The following is a 15,149-nucleotide window of genomic DNA, read 5'->3' on the forward strand; positions in this document are numbered from 1 at the left end:
TTGCCGAATGGCAGCTGGCAATGCGTGGCTCAAGACACATCCGATCTCACAAAATTCGGTCGAAAAGAGCGGATCCCTTTACAGAACGAACATCCTATGAACAAAAGGCATGAAGAGTAAAAACCGAAAGAAGAACATCCTCGAAGTGCGGCTTTAGGCAGGACTTCCGGCGCCATCCGATTTCCGCATGGGCGCTCGAGGCACAGGCGCAACATGAGAGCACACGCTCACAAAATGCTCCTCTCACCTCCTTTCCCTCAGACTCCACAGACCTCCCTTTTCACCGACGACCCCGTTTCCACCCCCATAATTGAAATTTGTTCCATATGGTCGAGGGTCGGGTCAAGAAAAAACTGACTATTTTTAGATTGTTAACAAGTGCACAAAGCCCAGAAAAGGCATCCCGCACTTGCCGTCGCTGACGGCCGGCTCACCCAAGTTTAGAACTCAAGGTGCACGTGGACAATATCGGGTTTTAGGAAAAAGCGACTTTCTTCCACTTTTTTCTTGAGCGGTCCCGTCGTGAAAATGACCTTCGCCCCAGCATCGAAGGAGCTCAGGCTTTTCACGGCGTACAGAGTCACCACATCGTCAAAACACACGGCACAAACAATTTTCGGCTGATTCGCTTTAATCACGATTAAATCCACCGGCCGATCACTGCGTGGGGGCATGTAATCGGCCACAACCGTCCAGCCATCCTTGGACAGCCTGGTAAAAAGTGCGCATTGCAAAGTCCGGCGTAGAGCCTTTTCAGATTGAAAGGCTTTTGGTACGGCACGCCACGATTCTTCCAAATAGGCTTTCCAACCTTCCAAATCCAAAAGTGTTGTGACATCCATGAATTTGTCCTTTCTTCGGGCAAGGGTCTGTTGCCGGTCCTTTTATCATGGCTCGTTCCCAGGGAGCAATCCGGGATCGGGAGAATACCCTGCCGAAACACCTGGTTCCCTAAGGGGAGATGAGTCGTCTGGGTTTTCTTTAGCGAGGCGCTCTTTGGCGACTCTTCGCAGGCCGTTGACGCCTATCACGAGGGGTGGTAGCTTTGCGTCATGTGTGACAAGGTTTTTCTGCCAAGCCAAAAAGCGAAAGGACAACGTGGCCCATGCACATGGACCGTGCCGTGTTCGACCTGAAGATGAGTGTCCACGCGGTTTCTCTGTATATCCTTATCTGCTCGCTGTTGGATGAGGGAAGAGAGGTAACTTTGGAGGCGATAAAAACCCAGTGGCCCGCATCGGAAGACGCGCTGTTGAAGGCGGCAAGAGAACTGGAAGCTCAAGGGGTCATCCGGATCCACCCGGAAAGCTCTTCCCCCGGCTGGTTCACGGTTCGGCCTTCCTCGGAATGGGTTCGACACCATTGAGTTCAGACGTTATGTCGGGCTTGTCTTTTCCCATCCATCTTTGCCAGCCGGACTCGGCAAAATCATGCGCCGCTTGTTGCGGGATTTACAACTTCAAGGACAACAGCCGTGAGGCCGTCAACCGAAGACTCAGCCGCAACACCGCTTCTGTGAGAGGCCGCGGCTCGAGGCCAACCCCGGAGGACCTCGCCGTGCATACCCGAAAGTGGCGCACACGGGATAACGGGGCGGCAAAAAGGTTTCCAACCATTTTCAACTGTGAGTTCGTCGGTTTTTTGGACGAATCACGGGGGCGCATTGGATGCCTCCTTCACCCCATGGTCCATGACGGTGTCGACCTGCGCCCGTGTTCCTTTTACGGCAAGGAACTCTGTGCCGGGCATTTTTGCCCGAGCTATCATTACCTTAGCGCCGACGAGCAAGCGTTCGTCGTGAAAACTCTTGATGATTGGTACCTCTACGGTCTTGTTATCACCGACATCGATTTGGTCAGAGGGGTCCATCAGGCCGTTTCGGACCGACTGGGTCAAGCCGTTCCGGCGCGCCTGTTGGACCATGCGCCCGCGCGCCTTGCCGTCCAAAAGCTCTGGCAATGGAAGGTCAACTGGCCCTATCGCAGGGATGGATCCGATGGGTTTGGCAAGTATTTGTTCATTGGGGATCAATACGAAGAAATCCGTATCCCCTATGAGCAATGGGGGACCGAGCCCTCGCCCTATCATCGAATACTCTTAGCGTTAGGGTCGGTCTTCCATGATCTTGAGGAACTCAAGGAAGCGGAACGCCAGATCGAGCAGGGGCTGGCACAGGTGGTCGACGCTCTGGCACGGACCTCCGCCTCAGCCCAAGAACCCTCGGATCGGCCGTTCAGCTGAAACGCCTTCCTCTTCCATATATCGGCGCGCCAATTTTACATAATGCGCGGCCGTCTCCCGGATCCTCTCCTTTTCCTCTTCAGTAAGTGATTTCTTCACTTCCGCGGGAATACCCATGACCACGCTGCCCGGTGGGACAACCGTTCCTGGGCTGACCACTGCCCCGGCCGCTACGATTGAACCTTTACCGATATGTGCGCCGTCCAACACCACGGCGCCCATGCCGATCAAGCATTCATCTTCCACCACGCAGCCGTGCACCACGGCTTGATGTCCTACGGTCACCCGATCACCGATCATCAACGGGAATTTCTTCCCCGTCACGTGGAGGGTGGCGTTGTCCTGGATGTTCGTATCGGCTCCAATACGAATGAAGTTCACGTCGCCTCGCACCACCGTGTTGAACCAGATGCTTGTGCGCTCACCGATCTCCACATCCCCGATCACCCAAGCTCCGGGGGCCAGAAAAACATCCCGGCCCACCTTCGGAAAGATCCCTTTGTACGGAAGGATATTATAAAGACGATGTTCCACGACGCCCGTGACCCCGTGGGTCTCCGAACCATGGCAATGCGGATTGCCGTTGCGTGTCATGGCAGATTCCTCTCCCCATGCGCCCGTTATGAAGCGTTTTCCAGACCCAAAACCGATGCCACGGCTTTGGCGGTTTCCGCAACAAAAGACCGAAAATCTTGCGGAGTCATGCTCTTGCCGGGTTCCGGACACGGCACCCCCCGCGGAGGGGTGACAAATACTGGATGATTACGCAGGGTTTCCTTGGGAACAACGCCAAATTCCGGTTCAAATCGATCCTCAAAATACTTCTCCTGAAATCCGGCAAACTTCAAGGCATGGGCCGTCGCGTCCAAGACACCGACGAAACCACTGGGGATACGCCCTTCCTCAACCGCGCGACGAAATCCCGCCAAGCATTCCCCTCCTTGGGTGCAGGCGATATGGCCGTTTCGATTGGCCAGCAGCATGGCGTCCATAATCTCTTGCTCACTCACCTGCACCACCTGGACGGCATCCCCACCGGCGATGTCTCGAAATTCCTCCACGAGGCGAATGACACGGGGCATGGAAACCGGGTTGCCGATCATCGCCGCCTGGGCCACACTGGGACGCACCGTGACGGGTCTAAAAACACGTTTCCTTGCATCCGCTTCAAGATAATAGAGGTAAACGGGGTTGGCATGTTCGGACTGAACCCCAAGAATCCTCGGTAAGGCTGGAATGATGCCCAAATCGTAAAGCTTCAAGAAGCCGGCCATCACCGCCGTGATGTTGCCGGCGTTGCCGATAGGGACCACGACCACAAGACGCTCCACATCATAGTCGAACGCCTGGGCGATTTCATAGCTGTAGGATTCCTGTCCGAGGATGCGCCATGCGTTTTTAGAGTTCATTAGAGCCACGGGGTAGCGTTCCGAAAGGTGTTCCACAATTTTCATGCAATCGTCAAACACTCCTGGGATTTCGATCACGCGGGCGCCGCTGCCCAAAGGCTGCCCTAGCTGTTGAGGGGTCACCTTGCCGTGGGGCAAAAGGACCGCTGAGCGGACGCCATCGACCAGGTACGACGCGTACAAAGCCGCCGCAGCGGAAGTGTCCCCGGTGGAAGCGCAGACTGCCAGGACATTGCGCAGGCCACGGTTTTTCATTAAGTGGTTCAAGTAGGTAAATGCACTGGCCATTCCTCGATCTTTAAAAGATGCGCTGGGGTTTTGGCCGTCGTTTTTGAAGAAAAACGGCCGCCCCACATGATCTTTGAGACGATCATTGGCCCGAACCACGGGCGTATGCCCTTCTCCCAGGTAAATCACAACATCGAGGGGAAGAATGGAACCAAGGAGCTCATGGAAGCGGTAAATCCCTTTGACAGCCGGTTCGTTGATCATGGCCCGATAATCGAAGATCTGACGCCACATGGGGCCGGGAGTCTTCTTGAGGCGCTCCCATTCTTGGTCTTCGATCATGAGAACACTTCGGCACTCGGGACAGGTGTACAATAATCTGTTGACATCAAAGGTCGCTTGACAGCCGAGACACCTGTAGACATAACTGCCTGAAATCTCAGGAATAATTCGGTCCCGAACGACATCGGGAAAATCTAAAATCTTCATCAACCCGCTCCTTATCCCACCGCCTTCTCTCAAAACGTCCACCAGGCTTTGATCCGTGGAAGGAGAAAAACGATCCCCGGAGTAAAGGCCAACGCCGGAAGGAAATTCGCCACGCGAACATCCTTAACATTTAACAGCTTCAGAGCGATAGCCATGATGAGCAACCCGCCGGCGGCCGACATTTCGCTGATCATCTCCGGAGTCAGCAGGCGATCCAAAACTGATGCCATGAGAGTCACGGACCCCTGAAAAAGAAATACGGACGCGGCTGACAAAATGACCCCCCAACCTAAAGTGGCCGAAAAGGCCACCGCCGCAAAACCGTCCAGCATGGATTTGACCGCAAGAAGCTTGAAATCGCCACGAAGACCGTCCTGAATGGATCCCAAGATGGCCATGGGGCCCACGCAAAAAACGAGGCTCGCGGTGACAAACCCTTCGCTCAGCGAAGACGTGGACCCGGCCTTGAACAGATTTTGCAAAGCTCCCCCCAGTTTTTCCAGACCGTCTTGGATGCGGAGGCTTTCCCCCACGAGGCCTCCAAGCAGAACCCCTCCCAGCACGATCAAGATGTTATGAGTTTCCAGGGCCATTTGAATGCCCACGATCATGGTGACCAAACCCAAACCGTTCATCACTGCATGTTGAGCTTTTTCTGGAAGACGAGCCCCCAAGGCACTCCCCAAAACACCGCCCACAACTACCGTCGTCACGTTCAGTGCCGTACCCACCATGGATGCGCTCCACACTTAAAACCGTCTAGGGGGACCTTCGGCCTGGAGGCAGGCTCCCCAAGGAAAAATCTCAATGCGCCCGGCTCGCCCGTCGAAGCGGGCACGGCGTTGGACCATAACGGCATCGTCTCTGCGAAGCAAGAGTGATGTATCATGGAACAGAAGCGGGCGAAAGCATCCCGCAGACCTATGCGGAAAATGCCTTGCAAGGAGGGCTGCTTCGCAGCCTCAGGTGGTCAGCAGGGTGAAAAGATCGCGCACGGCAGGTGCCAAAAATTTCCCAACAACGTCCCCGTTGGAAAGGCGGTCTAAAAGCAGCACCGCTAACAGGAGGTAAGGACCCCACTGCCGGTAAGACTGCTCAAGACGGGAATCTTTCGTCATGAACACGACGGAAACAAGAGTCCCTGCCGCCATGGGCAGAAGAGGCACCAGGTTGTAGACCGCCATCGTCAGGTTGACGGCCAGGACCATCAGAAAAACACGGGGATCAAGGGACAGGCTTTTGAGAAGCCATGCCAAGCTGCCGGCAATGTTGGCCATCAAAAAATTGGCAAAAGGACCGGCGGCCCGGGTCAACACGAGGTACAAACCGGGGTGTTTAAACTTCTCCGTGTCCACGGAGATCGTCTTGGACCATCCCATCCCGGTTGCCAGGAAAGACAATGTCCCCAGCACGTCCAAGTGAAGGAACACGTTGAAATGAAGACGATCTTTGGCGCCGGGACGCCTGTCTCCGAGAAGGGCGGCCGCAAAAGCCTGCCCCTCAGCATTAATCAATATCGCCACCAGCACCGAAACACAAAAGGACACCGCATCGTCAAAATCGACACTCCCTGGGTGCAGAATAAAGGGAATGGGAAAAAGCGGTCGCGCTTCCATCAAGCCGTCAAACCTCCTGTCTACCCCTCAAAGAGGAAGGCAGGAAGCTCTCTTCCTGCCCTCCATCAGACCAAGGCGCCATGCACCCGGCCATCATCGAGACTCTGTCTCTTGGGAATCCTACCCCATGGGACGTTCCCGCAACCGTCCCATGGGATCACCCATCATGCCGTTTCGCCGGCTGCCATGGGCCGCTTCGTCAAACGGCACACAATCACGGCGATCACCAGCACGATACCGGAAAGATAGAACGCCCAGTTCAGGCTGCCGGTGATGTCCTTGATGGTCCCACCAAGGCGCGCCATGAAGAACCCGAGACCCCAGCCGATGAACACCAAACCGTAGTTGAACCCCAGGTTCTTCGGACCAAAGAAGTCCGCGGTGAAGGAGGGCATCAAAGCCAGCCCGCCGCCGTACTGCCAGTAGGCAATGCCCACCGCCAAGAACAAGAAGAACAAATTCTTCGAAGCGATGATAGCAGGCAGCCCAAACAGGCACAAGGCCGAGACCAAACAATTGAGGGAGTAGGCATTGGCCCGTCCGATCTTATCCGAATACAGCCCTGTACCCACACGTCCCACGGCGTTGATAAGGCCACCATAGGAGGCGAGAATCCACGCGTTGGCGGCAAAGAACGGATTGCCTTTGGCCGCTTCGGCAAGGATCTTGGCAGCATTGGCAATGATGAGAAGACCCGATTGGGTCGTGCCAATGAACATGAACACCAAGGCATAAAACTGCCATGTCTTCACCATGTCGCTCGCCACCCAGTCCACCTTGGTGATACTGGGCGTCGGTCCAGCTTTGACGGGAGGTGCCGGAGGCACATACCCTGGCGGAGGCCATGCCAAGAGCTGACCGGCGATGATCGTCACGGCGGCAAACATGATCCCCAAGAAATAAAAGCTGTACGAAAGACCCCCCGATTTAATGAGGTAGGCCGCCAGAGGAGACACGTACAAGGCCGCCCCGCCGTAGCCGCCGACCACCAGCCCTGCAATCAATCCGCGTTTGTGCGGACCGAACCACTTGAGGGCCGCCGGCGTGGGCGCGGCGTAGCCGATACCCATACCAATACCGCCTAAAACCCCGAACCCGATGATGAGGCCCGTGTAACTCTTCAAGAAACCGGACAAAAGACAACCTGCGGCCAGGAATAAACCGCCTGTGGTCGCCCCCACCTTAGGACCGAATTTGTCCTGAATCCGACCTCCGGGGATCATCAAAAGGGCAAAAATAATGACGCACAAAGAAAAGGGCACCGAGGCCTGGGCATTGTTCAGATAAGTCCAGCCTTCATTAAGGCCGGTCATCGGCTGCCCGACCATTTTTTCATTGATGAGTTCCTTTGCCCACACACTCCAGGCATAAAGGATACCCAAACACAGGTTAATGGCGGTTCCCGCAAACGTGACCACCCACGCTTTTCCTGGAACTTTATCCGCCATTTCTCTTCCTCCTTCCCTTCCACGCTAAGGGTTCTTCACCGAGATCTTGTTTGGCCTCCCGGGACCATGCCTTTCATCGCACGCTTCCTGAAAGGAACCGGTCTGCACACAAAAAATCCTCGCAGGTAAAAAGAACCAATGGGTCAGCGCCATACACCTTGGGAAGGAACACTGGAAGGAATATTCACTGGTTGTTCCGTAGGAACAGGGTCAGGAGATCAACCACGAAGGAAAAGCCCTCGCACTGCCAATGGGCTCCAGCGAAGCCGTTGTCCCGTGCTTAAGTGTGCTTGTGGAACATGCATATCCATTGTCACAGAACGAAGTAAAATGATTTTGAAGACACCAAATAAAATTACCTCTTGAGTCCTCGGCTCCTCCTCCGGACTCGGTCGTATCCTCTTTTCTCACCCCCTTTCCACGAAAACGCTCGCCGTTCAGCCCTGCTGATGGATAGAACCATAACACGCCGTGACCATGGGGAGACCGGACACAATGTGTTGCCGCAAGAGAATGGAAGAGGACGATACACCGTTTGGATAAGCAATGTATGTAGGACGCAGGACGATTCGAAGGTAGTTTATCCCAAAGAGCTGCCGGCAAGTCAAGCCGAAAAATGGGGTAAGCCCTAACCGCTAGAGGATTCCTTTTTTGCTGGATTCCTTGCGTGCCTTATGACAGATAACAATGCGCACCGGTGACGGCATGCAAGCATCCAACAACTGAGCGAAGCCCCTCAGCAAAAGGCACTGAGGAGAGATTCGTTGTCCACGGCCCCGAGGAACTGCGATCTGCTTCCCATCTCGAGAAAAAGGTCGTTATGAATGCCTTGCCTCGCTTCCGGATCTGCGGCGATCAGGCCGTCTCCATCGAACTCGGGAACGGCATCGATGTGGGGGTGAACCGTCGGGTCCATGCCCTGCATCGAGCAATTAAAAAGAAATCCATGCCCGGGATCCTTTCCTTGAACCCGACATATCGATCCCTGTTTGTTTTCTACGATCCAGGGTTATGTTCTTTCGAACGGCTTATCTCGGTTTTTCAGGAGGTCTTAAGCCATCTTGAGGACATGGATCAGGGTTCGAGTGCCTTGGTGGAAATTCCCGTGTGCTACGGGGGCGATCTGGGGCCGGATCTCCCTGACTTGGCCGCTTTTCACGGCTTTACCGAGCAAGAGGTTATCCGAAGACACACAGATCGCTCTTACCACGTGTACATGATTGGCTTCACACCGGGATTCCCGTACTTAGGTGGACTTGACCCGGCACTTGCAACGCCGAGAAAACCGACCCCAAGAGCCAAGGTGCCGCCCGGGAGTGTGGGCATCGCTGAACTGCAAACGGGGATTTACCCCATTGAAAGCCCCGGGGGGTGGCAGATCATCGGCAGGACGCCGTTAAAACTCTTCGACCTGGACCGCGACCCGCCTTTCTTGCTGGAATCGGGAATGACGGTGCGCTTCCGGGCCATTTCTCGAGAAGAATATGAAAACCTTGCACGTTGAAGATCCAGGACCTCTGACAACGGTGCAGGACGGCGGGCGTTATGGTTTCCAAGATAAAGGGGTTCCCGTTTCAGGGGCTATGGACCAAGCGGCCTTGGGACTGGGAAATCTCCTTGTGGGAAACACGCCTGGAACGGCCGCACTGGAAGTCTTTTGGGGAGGATTCCGCGCACGGTTCTTATCCCCTTGCGTGTTTGCCGTGACCGGCTTCGACCCTCGGGTGACCCTCAACACGAAATCGGTCGATCCTTGGAGCGCCTGTTCGGCACTGCCTGGCGATGTTCTCACCGTCGAAGCCGGAGACGGAGGTCTTTGGCACTATGTATGTCTGGCTGGTGGGATTCAGGTCCCGCTGGTTCTCGGCAGTCGGTCGACCTACCTGAGGGGGCGCCTCGGCGGGCTTGAAGGGAGGAGTCTCAGGAAAGGGGACATTTTGGAGACGGGCTCAAGGGCGCAACCGGCCGTCGGCCGCATCCCTGAGCGCCTGCGCCCATCCTATGCTCGCCACCCGACGGTTCGCGTGATTCTCGGACCCCAGGACGATGCCTTTGCTCAAGAATCCATCGACGAGTTTCTCACCACCCCATATCGGGTCACACCGCGAAGCGATCGCATGGGCATGATGTTAGATGGGCCGCGACTGAAACACCGGCGTTCGCCCGATATCGTGTCTGAAGGGCTGGCTTTCGGGGCCGTCCAAGTGCCCGGCGAAGGTCTCCCCTTCGTGCTCCTGGCGGATCGCCCGACCACAGGGGGATACACCAAGATCGCAACAGTTTTTTCTTGCGATCTCCCGCTGTTGGTCCAAACGGTCCCAGGCCGTTCGGTTCGCTTTCAGGCCGTCGACCTCTTGGAGGCGAGAGAGCGCCTCCTAAGACGCAATTTTCTCATTCGACGTTTTCTGGAACGCAGTGGACAGGGGAGTGTGCAAAACCATGAAGATCGACATCAATTGTGATATGGGAGAGAGCTTCGGCTCCTACACCATGGGAAACGATGCCGAGGTCATCAAATCCATCACTTCAGCCAACATCGCCTGCGGCTACCACGCAGGAGACCCTTTGGTCATGGGAGCGACCGTCCGTCTTGCCGTTAACCATGGCGTGGCTGTGGGCGCGCATCCCGGGTTTCCCGATTTGATGGGATTCGGGCGACGGGCCATGGAAACGTTTCCTGGAGAGGTCACACATTACGTCCTGTACCAACTGGGAGCCCTCAGCGGATTGGCCCGGGCCTGCGGCGCCTCGCTGCAGCACGTCAAACTCCACGGCGCTCTGTACAACATGGCGGCTTCCGACGAGCGCTTGGCCCGCGAAGTGTGCGACGCCGTCAAGCTTTTTGATCCCCAATTGATTGTGGTCACGCAACCCGGGAGTGTCCTGGCGCGTACGGCGGTCATGGAAGGTCTTGTCGTCGCTCGGGAATTTTTTCCGGATCGGGCTTATTTGGATAACGGAGCCCTGGCACCCCGTTCAATGGCCGGGGCCGTGATTCACGATCCGGAAACGGTCCGGCAACGAGTGCTGGAACTCGTTCGCGAAAGGAAAATCCGATCCATCACCGGCCGGGAAATCCCAATGGAAGCAGACACATTATGCGTTCATGGAGATACGCCTGGGGCGTCCCGACTGGCAGCCACCATTCGAGAGACTCTGGAAAATTCCGGTCTTGAGGTTGTGCCACTGTGTCGGCTTCTCGCCAGAGATCAAAAGGGGCGCCACGACGAGGCCGATCCTTTTGATTGCCCTTTGCCCTAGATATGTGACAAAAGCAACAATTTTTCCGGGACAGGCCGGATCTCAGTCAGCATCGGTCGGTTATCGACTCCTCACGCAAAGGACGTTATGATTCCACGCTCTCGCAAGCTCAAGAGAGGATGGGTCACGGGATGGTTCTTTTGGTCAACCCAATAGCAACGGAGGAACGACTATGGCGAGGACATTGGTCATGGCTTTGTGCGCCCTAGGTCTTTTGACGGCAGGCTCGGTCTGGGCGGCCGATGTGGTTAAAATGAACCTCAACGCCATCTACCCCGCCAGCAATTTCCACTCTCAAGGCGCGGAAGAGTTTGCCAAGCGCGTCAAAGAATATACGGGGGGAACTGTGGATATCGCGGTGCACGCCGGTGGGGCGCTTGGATTTAAGGGTCCGGAATTGCTGAAAACCGTAAAGGACGGCACTGTCCCAATGTCGGATATCCTTATGGGGGTGGTCCAAGGAAGCGAAAAAGTTTTCGGAATCAGTTCCTTGCCCCGAATAGTAAAATCGTACGAGGAAGCTTACAAGCTGTACGAGAGTTGCAAACCCCTGTATGACAGAGCAGCCGCCAAATGGAATCAGAAGATCCTTTACGTGGCCCCGTGGCCGCCCAGTGGTCTTTTCACCACAAAGGAAATCAGGACGGCTGCTGACATCAAAGGGACAAAGACACGCACCTACGACAAGAACGGCGCGGATTTCTTGGCCAACCTCGGGGGCAGCCCGATGTCTCTGCCATGGGGTGAGGTCTACGCGGCTCTGCGTACCGGCATGATCGATTCGGTCCTCACCTCCGCCGTTTCGGGGCGCGATGCCAAGCTTTGGGAGGTCCTCAAATACTTCAAGAAGATCGACTATGCCTACCCGCTCAACATGGTCGTCATCAATTTGGATTATTGGAAGGCTCTGTCCGCGGATCAAAAGGCGGCTATGGAAAAGGCGGCTAAGGAACTTCAAGACATCCAGTGGAAGAAATCCGCCGATGACAACGAGGAGTCGCTCAAGACCATTGCGCGCAACGGGATGATCATCAGCGACACGGATGCTTCTCTCGGTGCGGAACTCGACCAGGCCGCGGATACCATCATCAATGGGTTCCTTGCTGAGGCTGGGGCGGATGTGGCCGAGATGGTCAAGGATTTCCGTAAAAAGAAGTGAGGAAAGCCTGAAACCCTCCATTTTCCCATGCCGGCCGGCTCGAACGCCAGAAGTGTTCGGGCTGGGCGGCGTTGCCCCGCAAGGGGAAGCTTCCCGAATCAGGGCAGTAAATGGAGAACTCACCCCTCCCAAGCCGCTTCCCGTGTCATGCCGTAGATCGCACCAATGACACTTTGTTTTTCGAAGATGAACTCATGACGGCAGGGCGAAAATGGAAAAGATGATTCGTCTTATCAACAGCTTGTCTCTAAAAGCCGCGTTATTTTCATCCGTAGCGATGATATGTATTGTCTCCCTCATTCTTTTAGAAGTGTTCTTTAGATCCTTTTTGAACAGCTCCACAATGATATCCGACGAATACAGTGCTTACCTGTATGTTTTTCTTGTTTTTTTGGGCTTGGCCTACACCTTGGCGACGGATGGTCATATCCGTGTGAAAGTCATTCTCTCCCGTTTAAACCCTCGAGCGCAGTCCCTCTTGGATCTTGTCGCCACAGGAATGGGCCTGGCCTTGACGGGCTTCGCCTTCGTCTTTTCCATTGCTCTTGTGGTGGAAGCTTACCGCCTTGGCATGGTTTCCGAAACTCCCTCGCAAACGCCCATGTGGATCCCCCAACTGGCCGTTCCTTTTGGCCTCGCGCTTCTCATGGGGCAGTTGATGGCCCATGGGGCTAAGGCGCTTCGCCGATGGATGGCATCGCGCACTGGCCCCTGAAGCACCATCACTTCAGAAAAATTGCTCTCACTGGAGGATGTTGCTGATGATTAATGATCCCTTGTTGCTTTCCTTGGTAACCTTTTCAATTATGTTTCTGTTTTTGCTGTCGGGCTTGTGGATCGGTTTTTCTCTGATGGCCGCTGGAATTGCGGGAATGCTCCTTGCCAATTTGCATCTTCCCCCCGGGTTTTCCGTATGGACCAAAATCGGAAACCTTCTTGTCAACTCCATGTGGAACAGTGTGAACTCATGGTCTCTCACCGCTCTGCCTCTTTTCGTCTTCATGGGAGAACTGCTCCACCGAACGGCCGTATCGGACAAGCTTTTTAACGGACTGATCCCATGGCTCAACCGCATTCCTGGAAGATTGCTCCACATCAATGTCTTCGCCTGTTCCCTTTTTGCGGCCGTCTCGGGATCCAGCGCCGCCACAACGGCCACAGTAGGAAAAATCACCCTGGACGAACTCACAAAGCGCGGCTACAGCGAGTCTCTCGCGCTGGGGTCCTTGGCCGGAGCGGGGACACTGGGATTCATGATCCCCCCTAGCTTGATCATGATCATCTACGGGATCCTATCCGACACGTCCATCGGACAGCTCTTTATCGGGGGAATTCTTCCTGGGTTGATGCTCGCAGGTTTGTATTCTTTGTACATTGCGGTGCGGGCGATCATCACTCCGAGCGTGGTGCCGCCTGGAAAGGAATCCTACTCATGGTCCCAGCGTCTTCAATCTTTGGCGGATCTTGCCCCTGTGTTGTGCCTCATCGCTGTTGTGCTCGGTGGCATTTATCTTGGCTATACAACTCCAACCGAGGCCGCCGCCATCGGCGTTTTAGGGGCCTTCGTGTTGGGTGGGCTTTTCCGCACCTTCAATTTTCAGGTCTTCAAGGATGCCCTCTTAAATGCGGTGCGGACATCGACCATGATCACGTTTATTATTGTCGGGGCGGCTTTTTTGAGTCAGGTGGTTGGTTTCCTTGGAATCACCACAGCCGTGAGCCGTTTCATCGCTGAGCTCCGTCTCTCCCCATATATGCTCATCTTCATCCTGGGGCTGATGTATCTTTTCCTTGGAATGCTCCTTGATGGCATCTCTTTGGTCGTCATGACCTTGCCCATTGTCCTGCCGATGGTGGTCGGTGCCGGATTTTCGCCCCTTTGGTTCGGCATCTTTTTGGTCTTTATGGTGGAGCTCTCCCAAGTCACCCCACCGGTAGGGTTCAGTATTTTTGTCCTCCAATCCATGAGTCACAAGGACGTGCCGTTTATCCTTAAGGCCACGTTCCCCTTCTTCATGATTATGATTCTTGCCGTTGTCCTAGTAACGGTTTTTCCGCAAATTGCTCTGTTCCTCCCCCAGAAAATGGTCGGCTGAATTCGATTCACCGAAAGATGGAGAAACGATTGACACCGTAAATCCTTTGGATTACAAGCCGCTGTGACAGTAAAGGATCTCCCGTGAGACTCTCTTTCGGCGACGGTTAATGGGTTCTCGCGAGCATTGGGTCAAGCGCTGTGTGTTTTTCTGGGAGACCGCCTTTCATGAGTGAGCAGTGCCGGCCTCAAACTTCGGACGGCTTTGAAGTCCCCCACGTCCGAGTGTTCCTCCGACGATTTCTCTCCGGGACCTTGCGCCACAGTCGGTGTTTCAAGGAATTCCATGCACTACAGAGGAGGCCCCATGCGATCCATCCATGTGGACAAAATAGTTCAAGCTGTGCGAGATTTGGCCATCCGCGCGAATACCGAGCTTGGCGACGATGTGTTGCGCGCCTTCCAAGCGGCTCTTGAAAAAGAAGAATCCCCCACAGGCCGCGACATTTTAAAGCGTTTGATCGAGAATGCGCACATCGCTCGTACGGAAAAAATCCCCATGTGTCAGGACACCGGTTTCGCCGTCGTCTTTGTGGACATGGGCCAGGAGGTGCACATTGAGGGTGGATCATTACGCCAAGCTATTGAAGAAGGGGTCCGTCAGGGATATCGCGACGGGTATTTGAGAAAGAGCATTTGTCATCCCTTCACCCGCCAGAATACAGGCGACAACACCCCTGCCATCATCCACATTGACCTCCAGCCGGGAGACCATTTCCACCTGACATTTGCACCCAAAGGGGGCGGCAGTGAGAACATGAGCCGAGTGACCATGCTCACTCCTGCCGTGGGTGTCGAGGGAGTGAAGGATTTCGTGATTCAGCGGGTCAAGGAATCCGGCCCCAACCCATGCCCGCCGACCATTGTGGGCGTAGGCATCGGAGGAACTTTCGAGCAGGCGGCCATCTTGTCCAAGAAGGCGCTGTTGCGTCCTCTGGGCAGTCTCAATCCGGATCCTGAACTCCAAGCCTTGGAATCGAATTGGCTCGAAGCCATCAACCGCCTGGGAATTGGTCCCCAGGGCCTAGGAGGCCGCATCACGTCCCTCGCCGTGCACATCATGATGATGCCCTGCCACATTGCCAGCCTTCCTGTGGCTGTGAACATTCAGTGCCATGCGGCCCGACATAAGGAGATCTCTCTATAGTGTGCTGGTTGTGAGGCCGTGAGCCTCAACCGTTTCGCCGCGCGCTGCCCGCGCAA

General features: G+C 55.2%; 15 protein-coding genes. 9 read left to right on the plus strand and 6 right to left on the minus strand.

Annotation, left to right across the window (positions count from 1 at the left end; all coding sequences use genetic code 11):
* Window positions 1–440 precede the first annotated feature (440 nt).
* Window positions 441–842 (minus strand): hypothetical protein, encoded by a 402-nt coding sequence (locus ACZ5K9_RS04105; protein ID WP_464273146.1) that lies wholly within the window; start codon window positions 840–842, stop codon window positions 441–443.
* Window positions 843–1,105: 263 nt separating this feature from the next.
* Here ACZ5K9_RS04105 and ACZ5K9_RS04110 point away from each other — a divergent pair, with 263 nt between their 5' ends.
* Both ACZ5K9_RS04110 and ACZ5K9_RS04115 read left to right on the plus strand, forming a co-directional pair.
* Window positions 1,106–1,366: a hypothetical protein gene (locus ACZ5K9_RS04110; RefSeq protein WP_464273147.1), complete on the plus strand. Its 261-nt coding sequence runs from the start codon at window positions 1,106–1,108 to the stop codon at window positions 1,364–1,366.
* Window positions 1,367–1,557: 191 nt separating this feature from the next.
* Window positions 1,558–2,241 carry a hypothetical protein gene (locus ACZ5K9_RS04115; protein ID WP_464273148.1) on the plus strand — a complete coding sequence of 228 codons (684 nt, stop codon included), beginning with the start codon at window positions 1,558–1,560 and terminating at the stop codon, window positions 2,239–2,241.
* Here the strand turns inward: ACZ5K9_RS04115 and ACZ5K9_RS04120 are convergent.
* From ACZ5K9_RS04120 to ACZ5K9_RS04140, 5 genes are all read right to left on the minus strand, one after another.
* The gene (locus ACZ5K9_RS04120; RefSeq protein WP_464273149.1) at window positions 2,206–2,835 is read right to left on the minus strand and encodes a gamma carbonic anhydrase family protein; all 630 of its coding nucleotides are present in this window, start codon (window positions 2,833–2,835) and stop codon (window positions 2,206–2,208) included. The genes ACZ5K9_RS04115 and ACZ5K9_RS04120 overlap by 36 nt on opposite strands.
* A gap of 26 nt (window positions 2,836–2,861) precedes the next feature.
* A complete protein-coding gene (thrC, locus tag ACZ5K9_RS04125) occupies window positions 2,862–4,367 on the minus strand; it encodes a threonine synthase (RefSeq protein WP_464273150.1) in 1,506 nt (501 codons plus the stop codon).
* Window positions 4,368–4,396: 29 nt separating this feature from the next.
* Window positions 4,397–5,101: a DUF554 domain-containing protein gene (locus ACZ5K9_RS04130; protein ID WP_464273151.1), complete on the minus strand. Its 705-nt coding sequence runs from the start codon at window positions 5,099–5,101 to the stop codon at window positions 4,397–4,399.
* Window positions 5,102–5,329: 228 nt separating this feature from the next.
* Window positions 5,330–5,983 carry a zinc metalloprotease gene (locus ACZ5K9_RS04135; protein WP_464273152.1) on the minus strand — a complete coding sequence of 218 codons (654 nt, stop codon included), beginning with the start codon at window positions 5,981–5,983 and terminating at the stop codon, window positions 5,330–5,332.
* Between the two features lie 164 nt (window positions 5,984–6,147).
* Window positions 6,148–7,431 (minus strand): L-lactate MFS transporter, encoded by a 1,284-nt coding sequence (locus ACZ5K9_RS04140; protein WP_464273153.1) that lies wholly within the window; start codon window positions 7,429–7,431, stop codon window positions 6,148–6,150.
* An 820-nt stretch (window positions 7,432–8,251) separates the two neighbouring features.
* On the opposite strand from ACZ5K9_RS04140, the gene pxpB reads away from it, so the two are divergent.
* The 7 genes from pxpB to ACZ5K9_RS04175 all read left to right on the plus strand — a co-directional run bounded on the left by pxpB (window position 8,252) and on the right by ACZ5K9_RS04175 (window position 15,093).
* Entirely contained in the window at window positions 8,252–8,935 is a 684-nt protein-coding gene (gene pxpB, locus ACZ5K9_RS04145; RefSeq protein ID WP_464273154.1) for a 5-oxoprolinase subunit PxpB, read from the plus strand.
* Window positions 8,916–9,893, plus strand: coding sequence for a 5-oxoprolinase subunit C family protein (locus ACZ5K9_RS04150; RefSeq protein WP_464273155.1), 978 nt, complete (start codon window positions 8,916–8,918; stop codon window positions 9,891–9,893). The genes pxpB and ACZ5K9_RS04150 overlap by 20 nt, the downstream gene beginning before the upstream one ends.
* Window positions 9,871–10,692, plus strand: a complete 822-nt coding sequence (locus tag ACZ5K9_RS04155) for a LamB/YcsF family protein (RefSeq protein ID WP_464273156.1) — start codon at window positions 9,871–9,873, stop codon at window positions 10,690–10,692. Before ACZ5K9_RS04150 ends, ACZ5K9_RS04155 begins: the two co-directional genes overlap by 23 nt.
* A 172-nt stretch (window positions 10,693–10,864) precedes the next feature.
* Window positions 10,865–11,851, plus strand: coding sequence for a TRAP transporter substrate-binding protein (locus tag ACZ5K9_RS04160; protein ID WP_464273157.1), 987 nt, complete (start codon window positions 10,865–10,867; stop codon window positions 11,849–11,851).
* Between the two features lie 211 nt (window positions 11,852–12,062).
* On the plus strand, window positions 12,063–12,566 hold the full coding sequence (locus ACZ5K9_RS04165) for a TRAP transporter small permease subunit (protein WP_464273158.1): 504 nt from the start codon (window positions 12,063–12,065) through the stop codon (window positions 12,564–12,566).
* A 46-nt stretch (window positions 12,567–12,612) separates the two neighbouring features.
* Entirely contained in the window at window positions 12,613–13,947 is a 1,335-nt protein-coding gene (locus ACZ5K9_RS04170) for a TRAP transporter large permease (protein WP_464273159.1), read from the plus strand.
* Between the two features lie 306 nt (window positions 13,948–14,253).
* On the plus strand, window positions 14,254–15,093 hold the full coding sequence (locus ACZ5K9_RS04175) for a fumarate hydratase (protein ID WP_464273160.1): 840 nt from the start codon (window positions 14,254–14,256) through the stop codon (window positions 15,091–15,093).
* Window positions 15,094–15,149: the final 56 nt, after the last annotated feature.

The sequence above is a fragment of the Desulfosoma profundi genome (genome assembly GCF_055387865.1).

What these genes read in the sequence shown, in the direction of transcription:
- ACZ5K9_RS04105 (WP_464273146.1), bottom strand. Translation starts at nt 842, where the DNA reads ATGGATGTCACAACACTTTTGGATTTGGAAGGTTGGAAAGCCTATTTG.
- ACZ5K9_RS04110 (WP_464273147.1), top strand. Translation starts at nt 1,106, where the DNA reads ATGCACATGGACCGTGCCGTGTTCGACCTGAAGATGAGTGTCCACGCG.
- ACZ5K9_RS04120 (WP_464273149.1), bottom strand. Translation starts at nt 2,835, where the DNA reads ATGACACGCAACGGCAATCCGCATTGCCATGGTTCGGAGACCCACGGG.
- thrC (WP_464273150.1), bottom strand. Translation starts at nt 4,367, where the DNA reads ATGAAGATTTTAGATTTTCCCGATGTCGTTCGGGACCGAATTATTCCT.
- ACZ5K9_RS04130 (WP_464273151.1), bottom strand. Translation starts at nt 5,101, where the DNA reads ATGGTGGGTACGGCACTGAACGTGACGACGGTAGTTGTGGGCGGTGTT.
- ACZ5K9_RS04135 (WP_464273152.1), bottom strand. Translation starts at nt 5,983, where the DNA reads ATGGAAGCGCGACCGCTTTTTCCCATTCCCTTTATTCTGCACCCAGGG.
- ACZ5K9_RS04140 (WP_464273153.1), bottom strand. Translation starts at nt 7,431, where the DNA reads ATGGCGGATAAAGTTCCAGGAAAAGCGTGGGTGGTCACGTTTGCGGGA.
- pxpB (WP_464273154.1), top strand. Translation starts at nt 8,252, where the DNA reads ATGAATGCCTTGCCTCGCTTCCGGATCTGCGGCGATCAGGCCGTCTCC.
- ACZ5K9_RS04150 (WP_464273155.1), top strand. Translation starts at nt 8,916, where the DNA reads ATGAAAACCTTGCACGTTGAAGATCCAGGACCTCTGACAACGGTGCAG.
- ACZ5K9_RS04155 (WP_464273156.1), top strand. Translation starts at nt 9,871, where the DNA reads ATGAAGATCGACATCAATTGTGATATGGGAGAGAGCTTCGGCTCCTAC.
- ACZ5K9_RS04160 (WP_464273157.1), top strand. Translation starts at nt 10,865, where the DNA reads ATGGCGAGGACATTGGTCATGGCTTTGTGCGCCCTAGGTCTTTTGACG.
- ACZ5K9_RS04165 (WP_464273158.1), top strand. Translation starts at nt 12,063, where the DNA reads ATGGAAAAGATGATTCGTCTTATCAACAGCTTGTCTCTAAAAGCCGCG.
- ACZ5K9_RS04170 (WP_464273159.1), top strand. Translation starts at nt 12,613, where the DNA reads ATGATTAATGATCCCTTGTTGCTTTCCTTGGTAACCTTTTCAATTATG.
- ACZ5K9_RS04175 (WP_464273160.1), top strand. Translation starts at nt 14,254, where the DNA reads ATGCGATCCATCCATGTGGACAAAATAGTTCAAGCTGTGCGAGATTTG.